The following is a 19,080-nucleotide window of genomic DNA, read 5'->3' as shown; positions in this document are numbered from 1 at the left end:
CCCGCCAGCCTACCGAGCGTCAGTCCGTCGACTCCTCGTCCGCGTCGTCCTGCGCCGTCCCCTTCGCCTCGCGGGCCATGCGGAGCAGTCCCCCGAGCTCGACCTTGGAGAGCTCGCGCGTCTTGCCGATCGGCAGCGACCCGAGCTGGAGCGGACCGAACGACCGCCGGACGAGCTCGATGACCGGGTGGTCGACCGCCTCGAACATGCGCCGGACGATCCGGTTGCGGCCCGAGTGCAGCGTGACCTCGACCAGGGACTCGCCGCGGGACGACTCGATGAGCCGCACCTTGTCCGCCGCGATCGGCCCGTCCTCGAGGTCGACGCCCTCGAGCAGCCGCTGCACGACGGCAGGGTTCACGTTGCCGTGCACCTTCGCGATGTAGGTCTTGGCGACGCCGAACGACGGGTGGGCGAGCACGTGTGCCAGGTCGCCGTCGTTCGTCAGCAGCAGGAGGCCCGACGTCTCGGCATCGAGGCGGCCCACGTTGAACAGGCGCTCCTCGTAGCGGTCGACGTACTCGGACAGGTCGCGTCGGCCGCGCTCGTCCTGCAGGCTCGACACCATGCCGGTCGGCTTGTTGAGGAGCACGTACCGTCGCGAGGAGTCGATCTGCACCGGCAGACCGTCGACGGCGATCTCGTCGGTTGCCGGGTCGACCCGGCGACCGAGCGCGTCCACGACCTCGCCGTTGACCGTCACGCGGCCCTCGACGATCAGGTTCTCCGCGACGCGTCGGGACGCCACGCCCGCAGCGGCGATCACCTTCTGCAGGCGCTCACCGTCGGCCTGGAGGCTCGCCTCGCCCCCGGCGGTCGACGTCGCCTCGGACGCGTCCCAGTCCGGGATCAGCGGCCGCTCGGGCGTGCCCTCGACCGGCAGTCCGTGCTCGTCGCGGGCGCCCTCCGGGCGCGGCGTCGTGCGGCGGGCGGTGTCGCGCTGCGCCGAGGCGCCCTGGCGGTCGCCGTTGCGCGCCGTCGTGGTGCCGCCGACGTACCGGCGGCCGTTGTGCCAGACCGTGCTGGGGCGCCCGTCGGGCGTGCGACGGTCCTCGCGGGCCGGGTCCCGGCGGTCGTCACGACGGTCGTCGCGGCCGCCCGTGGGGCGACGGTCGCCGCCGCGGTCGTCACGGCCGCGGTACCCACCACGGTCACCGCCACCGGAACGCTCGTCACGGCCGCGGTACCCACCACGGTCACCGCCGCCGGAACGGTCGTCCCGACCCCGGTACCCACCACGGTCACCGCCACCGGAACGGTCGTCACGACCCCGGTACCCGCCACGGTCGTCCTCGCGGCGCACGAAGCCACCACGGTCACCACCGCGTCGGTCGTCCTCACGGCCGACGAAGCGACCGCGGTCGCCGCCGCCGCCGCCGGCACGGTCGTCACGGCCGCGGGAGCCGCCGCCGGCAGGACGCTCGTCACGACCCCGGTAGCCACCACCGGACCGGTCGTCCCGACCCTGGTAGCCACCACCGGCCGGACGCTCGTCACGGCCGCGGTAGCCGCCACCGGAACGGTCGTCCCGACCCTGGTACCCACCACGGTCACCACCGGACGGACGCTCGTCCCGACCCCGGTAGCCACCACCGGCCGGACGCTCGTCACGTCCGCGGTACCCACCGCCGGAGCGGTCGTCACGACCCTGGTACCCACCACGGTCGCCACCGGAACGGTCGTCACGACCCCGGTAGCCACCACCGGCCGGACGCTCGTCACGTCCGCGGTACCCACCGCCGGAGCGGTCGTCGCGGCCCTGGTACCCACCTCCGGCGGGACGCTCGTCGCGCCCGCGGTAGCCGCCACCGGAGCGGTCGTCACGACCCTGGTACCCACCACGGTCACCACCGGACGGACGCTCGTCACGACCGCGGTACCCGCCACCGGCGGGACGCTCATCACGGCCGCGGTACCCGCCACCGGCGGGACGCTCATCACGACCCCGGTACCCGCCACCGGCGGGACGCTCGTCACGACCCCGGTAGCCACCACCGGCGGGACGCTCGTCACGACCGCGGTAGCCCCCGCCGGAGCGGTCGTCGCGACCCTGGTACCCACCACGGTCGCCACCGGACGGACGCTCGTCGCGTCCGCGGTACCCGCCACGGTCGTCACCGGGCCGGCCACCCGACCGACCGGAGCCGCCGTCGCGGTCGCGGGGCGCGCCTCCCGACCGTCCTGCGGAGCCGCCGCGCGGCCCACCTCGTCGTCCGTCCTCAAACGCGGCCATCGGGGATCCCTTCGTCCTGCCCGAAGCCGCCCGTTCCGTCCTCCAGGAGTGGAGAGATCAGCGGCAGCTCGTCGAGCGAGTTGATTCCGAGCTGCTGGAGCAGCAGCCCGGACGTGATGTAGTTGATCGCGCCGGTCTCGGCGTCGGTGAACGACTCCTCGATGAGGCCGCGCGCGACGAGCGTGCGGACCACGCCGTCCACGTTCACGGCCCGGATCGAGGCGATCTGTGACCGGGTGATCGGTTGCTTGTAGGCCACGACGGCCAGGGTCTCGAGCGCCGCCTGGGACAGCCGCGCCGGGCGCTCCGCCTCGACGAACTGCTCCACGACGGCGTCGAGCTCCTCGCGCACGTAGAAGCGCCAGCCACCGCCGACCTCGCGCAGCTCGAAGCCACGTCGGACGGTGCCGGCGACGCCGTCGAAGTCGGCGACGAGCCGTTCGAGGGCCTGGCGCACGACCGGGACCGGTGCGCCGACCGCGGCCGCGAGGGCGACGGGCGACTGCGGCTCGTCGGCGATCATCAGGATCGCCTCGAGTTGCCGGTCGACGGGGACGTCGACGGGCGCACGACGGCCCTCGTCGGGGTCCGGCTCGGGTGCGGCATCGGCCCCCGCGCGCAGCTCGTGCTCGATCGCGGCGGCGTCGGCGACCTCGTCCGCTCCCCCGGGTTCGGCACCGGCGCCGCCGTGGCGCGCGACGGCAGCCGCGTCGTGCGGCACGGCGTCATCCGTCATAGTCGGCTCCCAGGTCGGCGAGGCTCTCGTCGGACCAGTCCTCGGCGGTCCACCGGAGTGTCAGCTCCCCCAGCGGTTCGAACTGCTCGAACGAGATCGACGCGTTCCGGTACAGCTCCAGGATCGCCAGGAAGCGAGCCACCACGATACCCGTCTCCGAGACGCCCGCGACCAGTTCGCGGAACGGGACGTCCTCGTCGGCGCGCGTCCGCAGGATCGACACGACGATGGCGGCCTGCTCACGGATGCTGACGAGCGGTGCGTGCAGGTGGTCGAGCCCGACGGTCGGCAGCTCACGCGGCGCGAAGGCGAGCGTGGCGATCGCGGCGAAGTCCTGCACCGACAGGGTCCACACGAGCTCGGGCGTCCGCGCGCGGAACCGTTCCTCCAGGCGCACTCGGCGGACGTGACGGCGGGACTCGGTCAGCCACCGCTCGCCGAACCACTCGGCCGCCTGCTTGAACGCCCGGTACTGCAGCAGTCGTGCGAACAGCAGGTCGCGGGCCTCCAACAGGGCGACGTCCTCGGCGTCGACGAGTTCGCCCTGCGGCAGGAGGCCGGCGATCTTCAGGTCGAGCAGGGTCGCGGCCACGACGAGGAACTCGCTGGCCTCGTCGAGCTCGTCCGCCGACTCCGCCTGGCGCACGTAGGCGATGAACTCCCCCGTCACGGCGCCGAGCGACACCTCGGTGATGTCGAGCTCGTGCTTCGTGATGAGCGACAGCAGCAGGTCGAACGGTCCGTCGAAGTTGCGCAGCCGCACCCGGAAACCGGGCGCCGTCGTGGTGCCGGCCGGCGCGTCGGCCGACCGAGCAGAGGCGGCGTCAGGCGACGGCGCCACGCTGGACGAGCTCCCGCGCCAACTGCCGGTACGCGTGCGCGGCGGCGTGGTCCGGCGCGGTCTGGGTGATCGGGCGCGCCGACACCGTGGCGTCCGGGAACTTCACGGTGCGGTTGATGACCGTGTCGAGCACGCGGTCGTCGAAGGTCTCGACGACGCGCTCCATGACCTCGCGCGAGTGCAGTGTGCGCGAGTCGTACATGGTGGCGAGGATGCCGTCGAGCCGGAGCGCCGGGTTGAGCCGGTCGCGCACCTTGTCGATCGTCTCGATGAGCAGCGCCACACCGCGCAGCGCGAAGAACTCGCACTCGAGCGGGATGAGCACACCGTGCGCCGCGGTCAGGGCGTTCACGGTGAGGAGCCCGAGCGAGGGCTGGCAGTCGACGAGGATCAGGTCGTAGTCGTTCGAGACCTTGCGGAGGACGCTCGCCAGGATCTGCTCGCGGGCGACCTCGTTGACCAGGTGCACCTCGGCCGCGGACAGGTCGATGTTGGCCGGGATGACGTCGAGCCCCGGCGTGTTCGTCGGCTGGATGATCTGGTTCGGGTCCTTCACGGAACCCATCAGCAGGTCGTAGACCGTCGGGATGTCGTGGGTCCGGACCCCGAGCCCCGCGGAGAGCGCGCCCTGCGGGTCGAAGTCCACGGCGAGGACGCGGCGGCCGTACTCCGCGAGCGCCGCACCGAGGTTGATCGACGTCGTGGTCTTGCCGACGCCGCCCTTCTGGTTGCACAGCGCGATGATGCGAGCCGGGCCGTGGCCGTCGAGTTCCTCGGGCACCGGGAACTCGCGCCGGGGACGGCCGGTGGGGCCGACCGCGGGATCGCCGGTTCCGGGCCTGGTCGTCGGGTTCGTGCTCACCCCGTCATGGTACCGGCGACCCGGCACCGCGCCGGGCGCACCGCCGGGGCTTCCGCACGCGCACCGGACGGCACCACCTGCCGACCAGAGCCGGTCCGCCGGGGACGACCCGCGCCTCCCGGCCGGCGGTCAGGCGAGCCGTCCACCGGAGGCGACCCGCGCCGACGGTCGGGCGAGCCGTCCACCGGAGGCGACCCGCGCCGGCCGTCAGGCAGGGCGGAGGGCCACCCGCATGCTGTCCACCCGGTCGGCGATGACGGCGTCCGCCGTCCAACGCTCCTGCAGCCGGCCGACGAGCTGCTGCACCGCCGTCTGGTCGAGCCCCGGCCGCAGCGCGAGCCCGACCGTCAGTTCGGCACCCGCGAACCGGCCGAGCGGGTCCCCCGGCGACAGCTCGACACGGGCGACGGCGTCCTCGCCGACGATCGAGTCCGCGAACGCCTGCGCGACCTCCGGGTCCTCGAAGCAGGGCGTCCACGGCAGGTCCTGCCCGATCGCCCACACGGCCGGCCGGCGGAGCACGAACTCGGTCGGCGCGGTCGGGTCGAGCACGACGAGCTGCGTCTCCTCGCTCGCCGCGGCCATCGCCACGCGCCGCGAGTCCGCGGGCACCGGACGGGCGGCGGGGTCCCAGGACCGCATCGCCTCGGCCGAGGTGAACGCCGGCATGACGCTGCGGCCGTCGGGACCGGCGACCGTGACGATCGACAGCTCCTGGGTCTTGTCGACGAGCCGACCGTCGGGCGTGTGCCCGACGTCGCCGGCCTGCGCGACGAGCGGGATGAGCAGCCGGGCCGAGCGGAGCGCGTCCACCACGCCCCGCTGCGACGCGCCCTGCTGCAACGCGAGGACCGCGGCGACCACGGCGGGGTCGGCCAGGCCGTCGTCGTCGGCGTAGGCCTCGTCGTGGTGGTCGAACGTCCGACCGGCCCACGGGTTCCCGGCCGAGTCGCCGGCACCACCGGGCGTGTGCGCGTCGTCCGGTGCGGCGGCCCCCGGTGCGTCCGCGCCGGCGGCGGTCCCCGATGCGTCCGCGCCGGCGTCGGGTCCGGTGCCGCGGCCGTTCGAGATACCCGCCACGGCGTTACTCCCCGGCGACGTCGAGGGCGGCCGGCAGGGTGAACGCGCCCGAGTAGAGCGCCTTGCCGATGATGGCACCCTCGAGGCCGTGCGGCACGAGCTCGCGCAGCGCACGGAGGTCGTCGAGCGTCGAGATGCCACCCGAGGCCACGACGGGCTGGTCGGTCCGGTCGCAGACCTCGCGCAGCAGGTCGACGTTCGGGCCCTGGAGCGTGCCGTCCTTCGTGACGTCGGTCACGACGTAGCGCGAGCAGCCGGCGGCCTCGAGGCGGTCGAGCACCTCCCACAGGTCACCGGCGTCCTCGGTCCAGCCGCGGCTCGCGAGCGTCGTGCCGCGGACGTCGAGGCCGACCGCGATCTGGTCGCCGTACTCACCGATCACCCGGGCCGCCCACGCCGGGTCCTCGAGCGCCGCGGTGCCGAGGTTCACCCGGGCCGCCCCGGTCGCGAGGGCCGCCTCGAGCGAGGCGTCGTCGCGGATCCCGCCGGAGAGCTCGACCGACACGCCCTCGACCTCGCGGACCGCCTTCGCGATCAGGCGGCGGTTGTCGCCACGGCCGAACGCCGCGTCGAGGTCGACGAGGTGGATCCACTCCGCGCCCTGGTCGCGCCAGGTGCGGGCGGCGGCGACCGGGTCGCCGTACGACGTCTCGCTGCCGGCCTCGCCCTGCGTGAGGCGGACGGCCTGGCCGTCGACGACGTCGACGGCGGGGAGCAGGACGAGGGGCGGGGTCGCGGTGAGGTCGGTCATGGTCCTGTCGGCTCCGGTGCGGTGGGGGTCGGTGGCTGTGGTCGCGGTGGTCGTGCTGGTCGGGCTGGTCGCGGCGGTCGGGCTGGTCGCGGCGGTCGTGCTGGTCGCGGCGGTCGGGCTGGTGTCGGTCTGGAGGCGCGGGTCGCGCTCGTCGCGGCGGTCGCGTGGGCGGTTGGTCACCGTCCGCTGCGCGTGGTCGCGCGGCGCTGCGGGGCTGGTCGGCGGACACGCGGCGGGAGCGGTCCCGGTCCCGGCGCCGGCTCGTGCCGAGCCGACGCGGCGCCGAGCCGGGGCATCAGAGCGACTGCACCCAGTTCCGGAGGAGCCGGATGCCCGGCTCGCCCGACTTCTCGGGGTGGAACTGCGTCGCCGTGAGGGGGCCGTTCTCGACCGCCGCGACGAACCGCTGCCCGTGCTCGGCCCAGGTCAGGCCCGGCGCACGGAAGGGACCGTAGGCATCGAGCGGGAAGTCCGTGACACCGTACGAGTGCACGAAGTAGAACCGCTCGTCGTGCAGGCCGTCGAAGAGCACCGAGTCGGCCGGGGCCTCGACCGTGTTCCACCCCATGTGCGGCAGGACGTCGGCCTCGATCTGCTCGACCGTGCCCGGCCACTGTCCGAGGCCCTCGACGTCGACCCCGCGCTCGATCCCGCGCGCGAACATCACCTGCATGCCGACGCAGATGCCGAGCACCGGGCGTCCGCCGGCCAGGCGGTGGTCGACGATCTCGCCGCCGCGCACCCCCTCGAGCTGGTCGACGACCGCGGCGAACGCGCCGACGCCGGGGACCAGGAGACCGTCCGCGCGCAGCGCGGCCTGCTTGTCGGCCGTGAGGGTGACGTTCGCCCCGGCGCGCTCGAGTGCCTTGGCGGCCGAGTGGACGTTGCCGGACCCGTAGTCGAGGACGACGACGTCCGGCTTCGCGCCGGTCAGCAGCTCGGTCACAGTGCTCCCTTGGTGGACGGGATGCCGTCGACGCGGGGGTCGAGCTCGACCGCGCGACGCATCGCCCGGGCGAACGCCTTGAACTCGGCCTCGGCGATGTGGTGCGGGTCGCGACCGCCGAGCACCCGGACGTGCACGGTGATGCCCGCGTTGACCGTGATCGCCTCGAAGACGTGGCGGACCATCGAGCCGGTGAAGTGCCCGCCGATCCGGTGGAACGCGAAGCCCTCGGGCTCTCCGGTGTGCACGAGGTACGGGCGGCCGGACACGTCGACGACCGCCTGCGCGAGCGCCTCGTCGAGCGGCACGAGGGCGTCACCGTACCGGCCGATGCCGGACCGGTCGCCGAGGGCCTGCTTGATCGCCTGCCCCAGCACGATGCCGGTGTCCTCGACCGTGTGGTGCACGTCGATGTCGGTGTCACCCGTCGACCGGACGCGGAGGTCGATCAGCGAGTGCTTGCTGAACGCCGTGAGCATGTGGTCGAAGAAGGGCACGCTCGTCGAGACGTCGGACGAGCCGGTGCCGTCCAGGTCGAGCGACAGCTCGATGCTCGACTCGCTCGTGCTCCGGCTGATGGCGGCGGTACGGGCGGTCATGCTGCAACCCTAACCGGGGGCTGGTCGACGGCGACGCGGCGCATGGCCTCGAGGAACGCGGTGGTCTCCTCCTCGGTACCGGCGCTCACCCGCAGGTGGTTCGGGATCCCGAGGTCCCGGACGATGACGTCCTGCTCGAGCAGGGCCTCGAACGCCGCGTTCGGATCGGCGACGCCACCGAACAACACGAAGTTCGACCACGTCTCGTAGGTGCGGTAGCCCATCGCGGCCAGTTCGGTCACCATGCGGTCGCGCTGCTCCTTGATGTCGTCGACCATCGCGAGCATCTCCGGGGCGTGGCGGAGCGCGGCGACGGCGGCAGCCTGCGTCAGGGCGGACAGGTGGTACGGCAGGCGGACGAGCCGGACCGCGTCGACCACGGCGGGGTCGGCGGCCATGTACCCGACGCGGGCGCCCGCGAAGGCGAACGCCTTGCTCATCGTCCGGGAGACCACGAGGCGCTCGCGTCCCGGCAGGAGGGTCACGGCGCTCGGCGCGTCGACGGGCATGAACTCGGCGTACGCCTCGTCGACCATCACGATGCCGTCGGTCGCGTCGTAGGCGGCACGGATCGTGTCGATCGACAGCGGGGTCCCGGTCGGGTTGTTCGGCCCGCAGAGGAACACGATGTCGGGCTGGTGCTCCCGGATCGCCGCGACGACGGTCTCCGGCGAGATCCGGAACTCGTCGTCACGCTCCGCCGGGATCCAGGTCGTCCCGGTGCCGGCCGCGAGGATCGAGTGCATCGAGTAGGTGGGCGGGAAGCCGAGCACCGAGCGACCCGGGCCCCCGAACGCCTGCAGGAGCTGCTGCAGGACCTCGTTCGAGCCGTTCGCTGCCCACAGCTGCTCCGCGGTGAGTCCGTGGCCGAGGTACGCGGCCAGGGACTCGCGGAGCTCCGTGAACTCGCGGTCGGGGTACCGGTTGACCGTGGTCAGCGCCTGCCGGATGGAGGCGACGATGTCGTCGGCGACGTCCTGCGGCACGGGATGCGTGTTCTCGTTGACGTTGAGCTGCACACGCACGTGCTTCTGAGGAGCGCCGTACGGGCTCTGCCCGCGGAGGTCGTCGCGGATGGGGAGGTCGTCGAACGAGGTTGCCACCGATCCATCGTAGGCCGACGGGGGCTGCATGCCCCAGGCCGTCCGGACGGTGACTGACGGGCGACCGGTCACGCCACCGTCGAGCGGCCTGCGCTTGCCTGTCCTGCCTACTAGTCAGGCCAACCGGTCGAGCGTCTCGCAACCGTGCCGCACGCGACTGGGCCGCTGCCGACTGTGCCGCACACAGGCGGTCGAGCAGCCCGCGGGCCCTCGTTCGGCCTCAGTCGCCGTGGGTGTACTTCGCCGGGATGGCGATCTGCTCGCCCGCCTGCAGCGACGACCCGTCGAGCGCGTTCAGGCTGACGACGTCCTGCACGAAGTCGCGGGGGTCTGCCTGCGGCGCTGTCTCCTCGGCGAGCTGCCACAGGGTCTCCCCCGGCTGCACGGTGACGGTCGCGAAGTGGACCGTCGACCCGGCGCGCGAGGCGTCACCGGCGGAGGCCTGTCCACCGTTGAGGACGGCCACGGCCACTGCGGCGAACAGGGGGATCGCGGCGAGGGTCGTGAAGACGATGCGTCCGCGGCGCGTGAGACGCAGGCGCGTACGGACGGCGGTCGTCGCGGAGCGCTGGTGGTCAGCGATGGCGATGGTGCTCATGTCGTTCTTGCCTTCCCGTTCGGGTGGACCGAAGTCGTGTACCGAACATAGTTTCGAACCGGCGCCCGCACAAGTCCCAGGGAGAGATTTCTGCGGGATTTTCTGCCGACACGCTCGAACAGGTGTTTGTCCGGCCTGGAGCGGTCGGATACTGTTTCGATCGACTGGGACGAGTCAAGCGGGGACCACCGACATTCCCGCCGACCGGCTCCGGCACCGACGAAGGGCGAGACGACGTGGCGGACGAACTGCGGAGCCAGAAGCCGCTGACGGCGAAGCAGCAGGCGATCCTCGACGCGATCCGTGCGTCGGTGGCGAACCGGGGCTACCCGCCGAGCATGCGCGAGATCGGCGACGCGGCCGGCCTGTCCTCCCTCTCGAGCGTCTCCCACCAGCTCGGCCAGCTCGAGCTCGGCGGCTGGATCCGCCGCGACCCGAACCGCCCCCGCGCGCTCGAGGTCTTGGTCGACGAGCCCACGCCCGACGTCGACACGCCGGACGTCGACGCGACGACCCTCGTGCCGCTCGTCGGCCGCATCGCCGCCGGCGTCCCGATCACCGCCGAGCAGCACGTCGACGAACTCGTACCGCTCCCCCGGCAGCTCGTCGGGACCGGTGACCTGTTCATGCTCAAGGTCGTCGGCGAGTCCATGATCGACGCCGCGATCTGCGACGGCGACTGGGTGGTCGTCCGCTCGCAGCAGACCGCGGACAACGGGGACATCGTCGCCGCGATGCTCGACGAGGAAGCGACCGTCAAGGTCTTCCGCCAGCGCGACGGGCACACGTGGTTGCTCCCGCGGAACTCGGCGTTCGAGCCGATCCTCGGCGACGCCGCGACCGTGCTCGGCAAGGTCGTCGCGGTCCTCCGCTCCATCTAGCCGCGTCGCCGCAGGCGATCGCGGTCGCGGACCGCCGTGGGCGGCCGCGGCGGTCTGCGCGCGGCTCGCGGTACCGCCGCACAACGAGAGGCACGTCGCGCCACGTGATCACGTGGTGCGACGTGCCTCTCGTTGTGCGGCGCGCTCGCCTCTCGTGCGACGAGCGTGCGCCGCGCAGCGTGCGCGCAGCGTGCGCCGCGCAGCGGTGCAAGCACGCGGAGCGGCCGCGCCACGCCGGACCGACGCGACCTGGCCGGCTCGCGTCCGACGCGACGACGGACGGACGGGAGGCGCGGTGCCAGCCGGCACCGCGCCTCCCGTCCGTCCTCTGGTCCGGTCCTAGCCGGCCGCGACCGGCGCGACCACGTAGGGGTCGAGCTCCGCGACCTGGCGCTGGAAGACGCGCACCCGCAGACGTGTGCCGTCCTCGACGTACTCCGTCGACTCGACCGCGCCGGAGTCGTGCAGCGACGACACCAGGTCGCCGCGGTCGTACGGGATCACCACGGTGAGGTCGACGTCCGGTTCGGGCAGTCGCTCCTCGATCGCGGCGAGCAGCTCGGGGACGCCCTCGCCGGTGCGCGCCGAGACGAACACCGCGTCCGGGACGAGCCCGACCAGGACGAGCCGCTGCGACTCGTCGATCAGGTCGGCCTTGTTGAACGCGACCACCTCGGGGATGTCCCGGGCGCCCACGTCGCCGATGACCTCCCGGACCGTCGCGAGCTGGGCCGCGGGGTCAGGGTGCGAGCCGTCGACGACGTGCACGATGACGTCGGCCTGGCCGACCTCCTCGAGGGTGGACCGGAACGCCTCCACCAGCTGGTGCGGCAGGTTGCGCACGAACCCGACGGTGTCGACGAACGTGAACTCGCGGCCCTTCGTGCTCTCGGTCCGGCGGACCGTGGCGTCCAGCGTCGCGAACAGCTGGTTCTGCACCAGCACGCCCGCGCTCGTCAGCCGGTTCAGCAGCGAGGACTTGCCGGCGTTCGTGTAGCCCGCGATCGCGACGCTCGGCACCTCGTTGCGGGCGCGGTCGGCACGCTTGGCCTCACGCGCCGGGGTGAACCCGGCGATCTGCCGACGGAGCTTGGCCATCCGGGTGTGGATCTTCCGGCGGTCGAGCTCCATCTTCGTCTCACCGGGACCACGGGAACCCATGCCCGCACCGCCGGAGACCTGACCACCGGCCTGCCGGGACATCGACTCACCCCAACCGCGCAGACGCGGCAGCAGGTACTGGAGCTGTGCGAGCTCGACCTGCGCCTTGCCCTCGCGGGTGGAGGCGTGCTGGCTGAAGATGTCGAGGATCACGGCCGTGCGGTCGATCACCTTGACCTTCACGACGTCCTCGAGCGCACGACGCTGCGAGGGCGCGAGCTCCGTGTCCGCGATGACCGTGTCGGCGCCGGTGGCCTTGACGACCATCGCGAGCTCGGCGGCCTTGCCCTTCCCCAGGTAGGTCGAGGGGTCGGGCGTGGGTCGTCGCTGCAGCAGCCCGTCGAGCACCACCGCACCGGCCGTCTCGGCCAGCGCCGCGAGCTCACGGAGCGAGTTCTCGGCGTCCTGCGCATCGCCCTGCGGGTACACGCCGATGAGGACGACCTGCTCGAGCCGGAGTTGCCGGTACTCGACCTCGGTGACGTCCTCGAGTTCGGTGGAGAGACCGGCGACCCGGCGCAGGGCGGCCCGGTCCTCACGGTCGTACTGGTCGCCGTCGCCGGTCCAGCCGTGGTCGTCGACCGAGCGCGTCTGGATCGCCTGGGCCGGGGCGAAGATCGCCGAGGAGGCCCGGGAGTCCGCGTTGCGGAGGACCCGCTCGACGACACCCTCGGCGCTGTCGTCGGACCGTCCGTCGTTCATGTTCGTTTCCGTCATCTTCTCCACAGGGTACCGCCGCCACGCCCGGGACACACGGGTGGGCCGGTACGGTTCTTCCATGGCGAACGACCACTACTTCTCCGCGAACCCGTCGTCGGAGGAGCGTCAACGCCAGGTGCACGTCACGCTCGCCGGTCGCGACCTCACCCTGAGCACCGCAGCGGGCGTCTTCAGCCCCGACGGGATCGACCGCGGCACCCGCGTCCTGCTCGGCGCCGTGCCACCGCCCGCGACCGAGGGCGCCCTCCTCGACGTCGGCTGCGGCTGGGGCCCGATCGCGATCACGATGGCGCTCGAATCGCCGGACGCCCAGGTCTGGGGCGTCGACGTGAACGAGCGCGTGCTCGGACTCGCCCGCGCCAACGCGCAGACCGCGGGGACCGAGAACGTCACCGTCGCCCTCCCCGACGACGTCCCCGCCGACCTCCGCTTCCGCACGATCTGGTCCAACCCGCCCATCCGCGTCGGCAAGGACGAACTGCACACCATCCTCACGACGTGGTTGCCGCGGCTCGAGGTGGGCGGTGACGCCTGGCTCGTCGTGTCGAAGGACCTCGGTGGCGACTCACTGCAGAAGTGGCTCGCGGACACGCTCGGCGGCGCGTTCGTGGTCAGCCGGGCGTCGACGGCCAAGGGGTTCCGCGTCATCCGGGTGCACCGCGCCGCCGAGTAGCGGGCCGCCGACCGCCCAGCCGCCCGACCGGCGGGATGCCCGGCCGGCGGGATACCCGACCGGCGGGATACCCGACCGGCGGGATACCCGACCGGCGGGATACCCGACCGGCGGGATGCCCGACCGGCGGGATGCCCGACCGGCGGGATGCCCGATCGCGACCGTCCGGCGGGATGCCCGCCGTTCAGACGGTCAGGTCCCCCGAGAACACCAGCTCCGCCGGCCCCGCGAGCGCCACGTGCTCGCCGTCCTCGGCCGCGAACATCCGCACGGTGACGACGCCACCGGGGACGCGCACGCGCCAGGTGTCCGGCGCGGACGGTCCGGCCCAGTACCGCGTCGCCAGGGCGGCGGCGACCGCCCCGGTCCCGCAGGACAGCGTCTCGCCGCTCCCCCGCTCGTGCACGCGCATGGTGATCTCACCGACGCCGTCCTTGACGAGCGGGTCGCCGGGCAGGACGAACTCGACGTTCGCCCCGGCTGCCGGTGCGGGGTCGAGGACCGGGATGTAGGTCAGGTCGAGACCGGACAGTTCGTCATCGGTGGCGACCGCGACGACGACGTGCGGGTTGCCGACGTCGATCCCCAGGCCCGGTCGTGCGCCGTCGAGCTCCCTGGCACGGACCAGCACGTCGTTCGCACCGCCGCCCTCGATGCCGAGGCCCCACCGCCCGAGGTCGGCCGAGAAGCCGTTCGTGGTGCGCTGGACGTCGACGAGCCCCTTCCGGCTGCCGACGGTCAGCGTCTCGCCGGGCGCCAGGTCGACGAGCCCGGACTCCGTGAGGTACCGCGCGAACACCCGGATGCCGTTGCCGCACATCTCCGCGATCGAGCCGTCGGCGTTGTGGTAGTCCATGAACCACGTCGCCTCGGGTGCGACGGCGAGCAGCGGACGTCCCTCGGGCAGCGCCTCGGAGCGGACCGCGCGGATGACGCCGTCGCCGCCGACACCGAACCGGCGGTCGGCGATGGCGCGGACGCGCTCGGGGGTCAGGTCGACCGTCGCGTCGGGGTCGGCGAACAGGACGAAGTCGTTGCCGGTCCCCTGGCCCTTGGTGAAGTGCAGCTCGGTCACGGGACGATCCTACGGGCCGCCTCCTGCAGCCCCGCGACGTCGGCCCCGGTGACGTCGAGCACCGCGGCGTCGGCGTAGCGCTTGAACCAGGACACCTGTCGCCGCGCGTACTTGCGGGTCGCGACTGCGGTCGCCTCGACGGCCTCGTCGACGGTCGCCCGCCCGTGGAGCACGTCGAGCGCCTGCGAGTAGCCGATCGCGGCCCGGGCGGTCCGGCCCTGCTCGAGTCCCCGCGCTCGCAGGCCGGCCACCTCGTCGACGAGCCCCCGGTCGAACATGCGCGCTGCGCGCGCGTGCAGCGACTCGACGAGGGCGGTCCGTTCGCGGTGCAGGTGCAGGACGCGGGCGGGTCGCCAGGCGCGGGGCGCGGACGGGAGGCGCGGGGTCACGACCTCGGACCGGCTCGCGATCTCGAGTGCCCGGATCAACCGCCGCGGGTTGCGCTGGTCGACGTCGGCTGCGGCCGCGGGGTCGAGGGCGCGCAGCCGTTCGACGAGCACGCCCGGTCCGAGCTCGGCGTGCTCGCGCTCGAGCTGTGCGCGCAGCTCGGGGTCCGTGCCCGGGAACGCGAGGTCGAACAGCACCGACGACACGTAGAGCCCGCTGCCGCCGACGAGGAGCGCCACGGACCCCGACGCCGTGATCCGCTCGACGTCGGCGCGGGCCTCCTGCTGGTAGGCCGCGACACTGGCCTCGTCGGTGACGTCGAGCACGTCGAGCTGGTGGTGCGGGACACCCCGCCGTTCCGCGACGTCGAGCTTGGCGGTCCCGATGTCCATGCCGCGGTACAGCTGCATGGCGTCGGCGTTGACGATCTCCGCCGCGCGACCGGACCGCGCGAGCTGCTCGGCGACCGCGAGCGCGAACTCGGACTTCCCGGTCCCCGTCGCGCCGACGACGGCGATCAGGTCGACGGCAGCGGCGTGGGTCGCGGGCTCAGCGTCCGACACGGAGCGTGGGCAGGCCGAGCGAGACGGGACGCGGGCCGTTCCCGACGGGGGCCGGCGCAGCGGGGACCCCGCAGCTCTCCGCCTGGGCGCGGTCCCACGCGTCGCCGGCGCGCGTGCGGCGGATGCGGAGCGGTGCCTCGCCGTCGGCGATGAGGAAGTGCGGCGCGGCCCGGGTGACCTCGACCGTGACGACGTCGCCCGGACGCGGCACCTCGGAGCCCTGCGGCACCGCGAAGTGCACGAGGCGGGAGTCCTCGGCGCGGCCGGACAGCCGGTGTGTGGCGTCGTCCTTCTTGCCCTCACCGGTGGCGACGAGCACCTCGACCGTGCGGCCGACCTGCTTCGCGTGCTCCTCGGCGGTGATCCGGTCCTGCAGCGCGACGAGTCGCTCGTACCGCTCCTGCACGACGGCCTTCGGCAGTTGCTCGTCCATCGTCGCGGCCGGTGTCCCGGGTCGGATCGAGTACTGGAACGTGAACGCCGAGGCGAACCGGGACTGCTCGACGACGCGGAGGGTGTCCTGGAAGTCCTCCTCGGTCTCGCCGGGGAAGCCCACGATGATGTCGGTCGAGATCGCGGCGTGCGGGATCTTCGCGCGCACCCGGTCGAGGATGCCGAGGAACCGCTCGCTGCGGTAGCTGCGGCGCATCGCCTTGAGCACCCGGTCGGAGCCGGACTGCAGGGGCATGTGCAGCTGCGGCATCACGTTCGGCGTCTCGGCCATGGCGTCGATCACGTCGTCGGTGAAGGCGGCCGGGTGCGGGCTCGTGAACCGCACGCGCTCCAGGCCCTCGATCGCACCGGCCGCTCGCAGCAGCTTGCCGAAGGCCTGGCGGTCGCCGAACTCGACACCGTACGAGTTGACGTTCTGCCCGAGGAGCGTGACCTCGATCGCGCCGTCGTCGACGAGCGCCTGGATCTCGGCGAGGACGTCACCGGGCCGGCGGTCCTTCTCCTTGCCGCGCAGGGACGGCACGATGCAGAACGTGCAGGTGTTGTTGCAGCCGACCGAGATCGACACCCAGCCGCTGTGCGTCGAGTCGCGCTTCGTCGGCAGGGTCGAGGGGAACACGTCGAGCGCCTCGAGGATCTCGATCTGCGCCTCGTCGTTGTGCCGCGCACGTTCGAGCAGCGTCGGCAGGGATCCCATGTTGTGCGTCCCGAAGACGACGTCCACCCAGGGCGCCTTCTCGAGGATGACGTTCTTGTCCTTCTGCGCCAGGCACCCGCCGACGGCGATCTGCATGCCGGGGTGCTCCCGCTTGATGCCCGCGAGCTGTCCGAGGTTGCCGTAGAGCCGGTTGTCCGCGTTCTCGCGCACCGCACAGGTGTTGATGACGACGACGTCGGCCTGCTCGCCGTCCGCCGCGACGTACCCGGCGGCCTGGAGTGAACCGCTGAGCCGCTCCGAGTCGTGCACGTTCATCTGGCACCCGTAGGTGCGGACTTCGTAGGTGCGCGTGGGCGCTGCGACGGTGGCCATGATCGTCCCAGTGTAGGTCTGACGGCGCGGCCGCCGGGCCCGGTCCGAGGCGCTCAGGCACACCCCGTCCGGCCGTCGGGGCGCATGCACCGGGATGCAGCGGCGCGCCCCGCCGGCCACCCCTCGGACCGCCCCGCGCCGCTACTCGAAGCGGACCGCGCCGCCACCCGGCGAGGGGCGCCGAGGCCCGCCGTCGAGCGCCCGGGCCACCGCGACCCGCACCACGCCCGAGCCGTAGCCCTTGCGCATGAGGAAGCCGCTCAGTCGTCGTTCCGCGGTCGCCCGGTCGAGTCCGCGCATCTGCCCGGCGCGCTTCTCGGCGAGCTCGATCGCGCGGACGAACTCGTCGTCCGCGTCGTCGGCAGCGGCGTCGAGCGCGGCTTCGATCGCCGCCTGGTCGATGCCCCGTCGGCGGAGTTCCGCGACGACGCCCTGCCGGCCGAGGCCCTTGCGGTCGTGCAGGCGGTCCACGAGGTCGGTCGCGAGGGCGACGTCGTCGAGCAGACCGACGCGCGTCAGGCGTGCCACCTCGTGTTCGACGACGTCGGGGCCGAGGTCCTGCTTGGTCAGCACCTGACGCATCTCGGACTCGCTGACGCCCTTGCGACCCAGCGCGCGCATGCTCAGTCGCTCGGCGTCCGCGCGCTGTTCCTCGATCGGTCGCGGCGCATCCGCCGGGTCGAGCGCTTCGCCGGAGTGGATGGCGAAGACCGACGCGCCGGCCGCGTCCGCGGTGTCGCTGTCGTAGCCGTCGAGCTCGGCACGGGCGCTGCGCCCGGTGCCGTCACCGACGACCGGGGACAGCCACTCGGCCGGAGCGGGAGCGCCGTCCTCGTCACGGTCGTCCGCCCAGGAGTCCTGTGCGGCGACCGACAGTCCGTCATCGACGCCCGCTGCACCCTCGGCAGCACCTGCTCCCGCGGTGTCGTCCGTGCGAGGGCGACCACGGCGGGACCGCGCACCGAACAGGTCGGTGACCGGTGCGAGACCCTCGCCGTGGTCGTGCTCGTCCGTCACGCGCCCTTGCGCTCCGCGATCTTCGGCGCGATCGGCTCGACCTTCGCGTCCGTCTCCTTCGCCCCACCGACGCCGAGCTTCACGAGGATCTTGCCCTCGATGTCAGCCGCGATGTCCGGGTTCTGGATGAGGAACGAGCGCGAGTTCTCCTTGCCCTGCCCGAGCTGGTCGCCGTCGTACGTGTACCAGGCGCCCGACTTCTTCACGATGCCGTGGTCGACGCCGAAGTCGAGCAGCGAGCCCTCGCGGGAGATGCCGGTGCCGTACAGGATGTCGAACTCAGCCTGCTTGAAGGGCGGGGCCATCTTGTTCTTGACGACCTTGACGCGCGTGCGGTTGCCGACGGCGTCGGTGCCGCTCTTCAGCGTCTCGATGCGACGGATGTCGAGGCGCACCGAGGCGTAGAACTTCAGCGCCTTGCCGCCCGCGGTGGTCTCGGGGCTGCCGAAGAACACACCGATCTTCTCGCGCAGCTGGTTGATGAAGATCATCGTGGTCTGGGTCTGGTTCAGGCCACCCGCGAGCTTGCGGAGCGCCTGCGACATGAGTCGCGCCTGCAGACCGACGTGCGAGTCACCCATCTCGCCCTCGATCTCGGCGCGGGGCACGAGCGCCGCGACGGAGTCGACGACGATGAGGTCGATCGAGCCCGAGCGGACGAGCATGTCCGCGATCTCGAGCGCCTGCTCACCGGTGTCGGGCTGCGACACGAGGAGTGCGTCGATGTCGACGCCGAGCTTCTTGGCGTACTCGGGGTCGAGCGCGTGCTCGGCGTCGATGAAGGCTGCGATGCCCCCGGCGCGCTGGGCGTTCGCGATGGCGTGCAGCGTCAGCGTCGTCTTGCCGGAGGACTCCGGGCCGTAGATCTCGATGATGCGGCCGCGGGGCAGGCCGCCGATGCCGAGTGCGACGTCGAGGGCGACGGACCCGGTGGGGATGGTGGCGACGGGTGCCCGGTCGTCCGAGCCGAGGCGCATGACCGTGCCCTTGCCGAACTGCCTGTCGATCTGTGCGAGTGCGGTCTCCAGGGCCTTCTCGCGGTCTGCCGGTGATGGCATGGGGTGCTCCTTCGTGCTCGATGTCGGCCGCCTGTAGGCTGTCGCGTCCACCCCGGCCGGTGGTGCAGGGCCGGTGCTGTGCGACAAGGCTTCGGGCTGTTCCCGATGACTCGAACCTAGGGCGGGCCACCGACATCACTGCCGACGACCGCGGGTCCTGTGGACGAGCTTCTGGAACAGCGCCGTTGTGGAGGAACGTAGCACCGATCGAACACGCGTTCGAGCAACACGCCGAACACACGTTCGGGCGCGGCGCCCCGCGACGAGCCCGGCACCGGAGCGCCGGTGCCCGCGGGCGAGCCGCCGCCCGCGT

The 19,080-nt window shown here is 72.8% G+C and carries 19 protein-coding genes; 3 read left to right on the top strand and 16 right to left on the bottom strand.

The features are described from left to right. Nucleotides 1-19 precede the first annotated feature (19 nt). On the bottom strand, nt 20-850 hold the full coding sequence (locus QOL16_RS06045) for a pseudouridine synthase (RefSeq protein WP_083394138.1): 831 nt from the start codon (nt 848-850) through the stop codon (nt 20-22). Between the two features lie 159 nt (nt 851-1,009). On the opposite strand from QOL16_RS06045, the gene QOL16_RS06040 reads away from it, so the two are divergent. After that, complete coding sequence (locus tag QOL16_RS06040) at nt 1,010-2,317, top strand: hypothetical protein (protein WP_305411615.1); 1,308 nt, start codon at nt 1,010-1,012, stop codon at nt 2,315-2,317. On the opposite strand, the gene QOL16_RS06035 is transcribed toward QOL16_RS06040, so the two are convergent. From QOL16_RS06035 to QOL16_RS05995, 9 genes are all read right to left on the bottom strand, one after another. Next, nucleotides 2,220-2,969: an SMC-Scp complex subunit ScpB gene (locus tag QOL16_RS06035; RefSeq protein ID WP_083230007.1), complete on the bottom strand. Its 750-nt coding sequence runs from the start codon at nt 2,967-2,969 to the stop codon at nt 2,220-2,222. The two genes, QOL16_RS06040 and QOL16_RS06035, sit on opposite strands and share 98 nt — an antisense overlap. Next, on the bottom strand, nt 2,959-3,810 hold the full coding sequence (locus QOL16_RS06030; RefSeq protein ID WP_065959858.1) for a ScpA family protein: 852 nt from the start codon (nt 3,808-3,810) through the stop codon (nt 2,959-2,961). Before QOL16_RS06030 ends, QOL16_RS06035 begins: the two co-directional genes overlap by 11 nt. Next, nucleotides 3,794-4,672 carry a ParA family protein gene (locus QOL16_RS06025; protein ID WP_065959856.1) on the bottom strand — a complete coding sequence of 293 codons (879 nt, stop codon included), beginning with the start codon at nt 4,670-4,672 and terminating at the stop codon, nt 3,794-3,796. The genes QOL16_RS06030 and QOL16_RS06025 overlap by 17 nt, the downstream gene beginning before the upstream one ends. A 207-nt stretch (nt 4,673-4,879) precedes the next feature. Continuing rightward, a complete protein-coding gene (locus QOL16_RS06020) occupies nt 4,880-5,752 on the bottom strand; it encodes an SseB family protein (RefSeq protein WP_071245905.1) in 873 nt (290 codons plus the stop codon). A gap of 4 nt (nt 5,753-5,756) precedes the next feature. Then, the gene (priA, locus tag QOL16_RS06015; protein WP_065959937.1) at nt 5,757-6,503 is read right to left on the bottom strand and encodes a bifunctional 1-(5-phosphoribosyl)-5-((5-phosphoribosylamino)methylideneamino)imidazole-4-carboxamide isomerase/phosphoribosylanthranilate isomerase PriA; all 747 of its coding nucleotides are present in this window, start codon (nt 6,501-6,503) and stop codon (nt 5,757-5,759) included. A gap of 295 nt (nt 6,504-6,798) precedes the next feature. Beyond that, nucleotides 6,799-7,449 (bottom strand): imidazole glycerol phosphate synthase subunit HisH, encoded by a 651-nt coding sequence (hisH, locus tag QOL16_RS06010; protein WP_253181533.1) that lies wholly within the window; start codon nt 7,447-7,449, stop codon nt 6,799-6,801. Next, nucleotides 7,446-8,048 (bottom strand): imidazoleglycerol-phosphate dehydratase HisB, encoded by a 603-nt coding sequence (hisB, locus tag QOL16_RS06005; RefSeq protein WP_065959853.1) that lies wholly within the window; start codon nt 8,046-8,048, stop codon nt 7,446-7,448. Before hisB ends, hisH begins: the two co-directional genes overlap by 4 nt. Continuing rightward, nucleotides 8,045-9,181 (bottom strand): histidinol-phosphate transaminase, encoded by a 1,137-nt coding sequence (locus QOL16_RS06000; RefSeq protein WP_071285154.1) that lies wholly within the window; start codon nt 9,179-9,181, stop codon nt 8,045-8,047. The genes hisB and QOL16_RS06000 overlap by 4 nt, the downstream gene beginning before the upstream one ends. Before the next feature lie 190 nt (nt 9,182-9,371). Continuing rightward, on the bottom strand, nt 9,372-9,749 hold the full coding sequence (locus tag QOL16_RS05995; RefSeq protein WP_065959850.1) for a LysM peptidoglycan-binding domain-containing protein: 378 nt from the start codon (nt 9,747-9,749) through the stop codon (nt 9,372-9,374). 236 nt (nt 9,750-9,985) lie between these two features. Between QOL16_RS05995 and lexA the strand changes: the two genes are divergently transcribed. Beyond that, nucleotides 9,986-10,630, top strand: a complete 645-nt coding sequence (gene lexA / locus QOL16_RS05990; protein WP_071245900.1) for a transcriptional repressor LexA — start codon at nt 9,986-9,988, stop codon at nt 10,628-10,630. Between the two features lie 339 nt (nt 10,631-10,969). On the opposite strand, the gene hflX is transcribed toward lexA, so the two are convergent. After that, a complete protein-coding gene (gene hflX, locus QOL16_RS05985) occupies nt 10,970-12,508 on the bottom strand; it encodes a GTPase HflX (protein WP_071245927.1) in 1,539 nt (512 codons plus the stop codon). A gap of 61 nt (nt 12,509-12,569) precedes the next feature. On the opposite strand from hflX, the gene QOL16_RS05980 reads away from it, so the two are divergent. Next, on the top strand, nt 12,570-13,184 hold the full coding sequence (locus QOL16_RS05980) for a class I SAM-dependent methyltransferase (RefSeq protein ID WP_065959846.1): 615 nt from the start codon (nt 12,570-12,572) through the stop codon (nt 13,182-13,184). 184 nt (nt 13,185-13,368) lie between these two features. Here the strand turns inward: QOL16_RS05980 and dapF are convergent, their stop codons facing one another. The 5 genes from dapF to recA form a co-directional block, all read right to left on the bottom strand. Further along, nucleotides 13,369-14,259: a diaminopimelate epimerase gene (gene dapF / locus QOL16_RS05975; RefSeq protein WP_071285017.1), complete on the bottom strand. Its 891-nt coding sequence runs from the start codon at nt 14,257-14,259 to the stop codon at nt 13,369-13,371. Continuing rightward, complete coding sequence (gene miaA / locus QOL16_RS05970; protein ID WP_175473117.1) at nt 14,256-15,209, bottom strand: tRNA (adenosine(37)-N6)-dimethylallyltransferase MiaA; 954 nt, start codon at nt 15,207-15,209, stop codon at nt 14,256-14,258. Before miaA ends, dapF begins: the two co-directional genes overlap by 4 nt. Next, nucleotides 15,196-16,692, bottom strand: a complete 1,497-nt coding sequence (gene miaB / locus QOL16_RS05965) for a tRNA (N6-isopentenyl adenosine(37)-C2)-methylthiotransferase MiaB (protein WP_071285018.1) — start codon at nt 16,690-16,692, stop codon at nt 15,196-15,198. The genes miaA and miaB overlap by 14 nt, the downstream gene beginning before the upstream one ends. A 141-nt stretch (nt 16,693-16,833) precedes the next feature. Continuing rightward, nucleotides 16,834-17,709 carry a regulatory protein RecX gene (locus tag QOL16_RS05960; protein WP_083395093.1) on the bottom strand — a complete coding sequence of 292 codons (876 nt, stop codon included), beginning with the start codon at nt 17,707-17,709 and terminating at the stop codon, nt 16,834-16,836. Beyond that, nucleotides 17,706-18,767, bottom strand: a complete 1,062-nt coding sequence (gene recA / locus QOL16_RS05955) for a recombinase RecA (RefSeq protein ID WP_065959841.1) — start codon at nt 18,765-18,767, stop codon at nt 17,706-17,708. The genes QOL16_RS05960 and recA overlap by 4 nt, the downstream gene beginning before the upstream one ends. Nucleotides 18,768-19,080 lie beyond the last annotated feature (313 nt).

Origin of the sequence: Curtobacterium sp. MCBA15_004 (genome assembly GCF_001865055.2) — a bacterium.
GTDB lineage: Bacteria > Actinomycetota > Actinomycetes > Actinomycetales > Microbacteriaceae > Curtobacterium.
The sequence above is the reverse complement of the archived record's forward strand: the minus strand, read 5'-3'. Positions and strand labels throughout refer to the sequence as shown.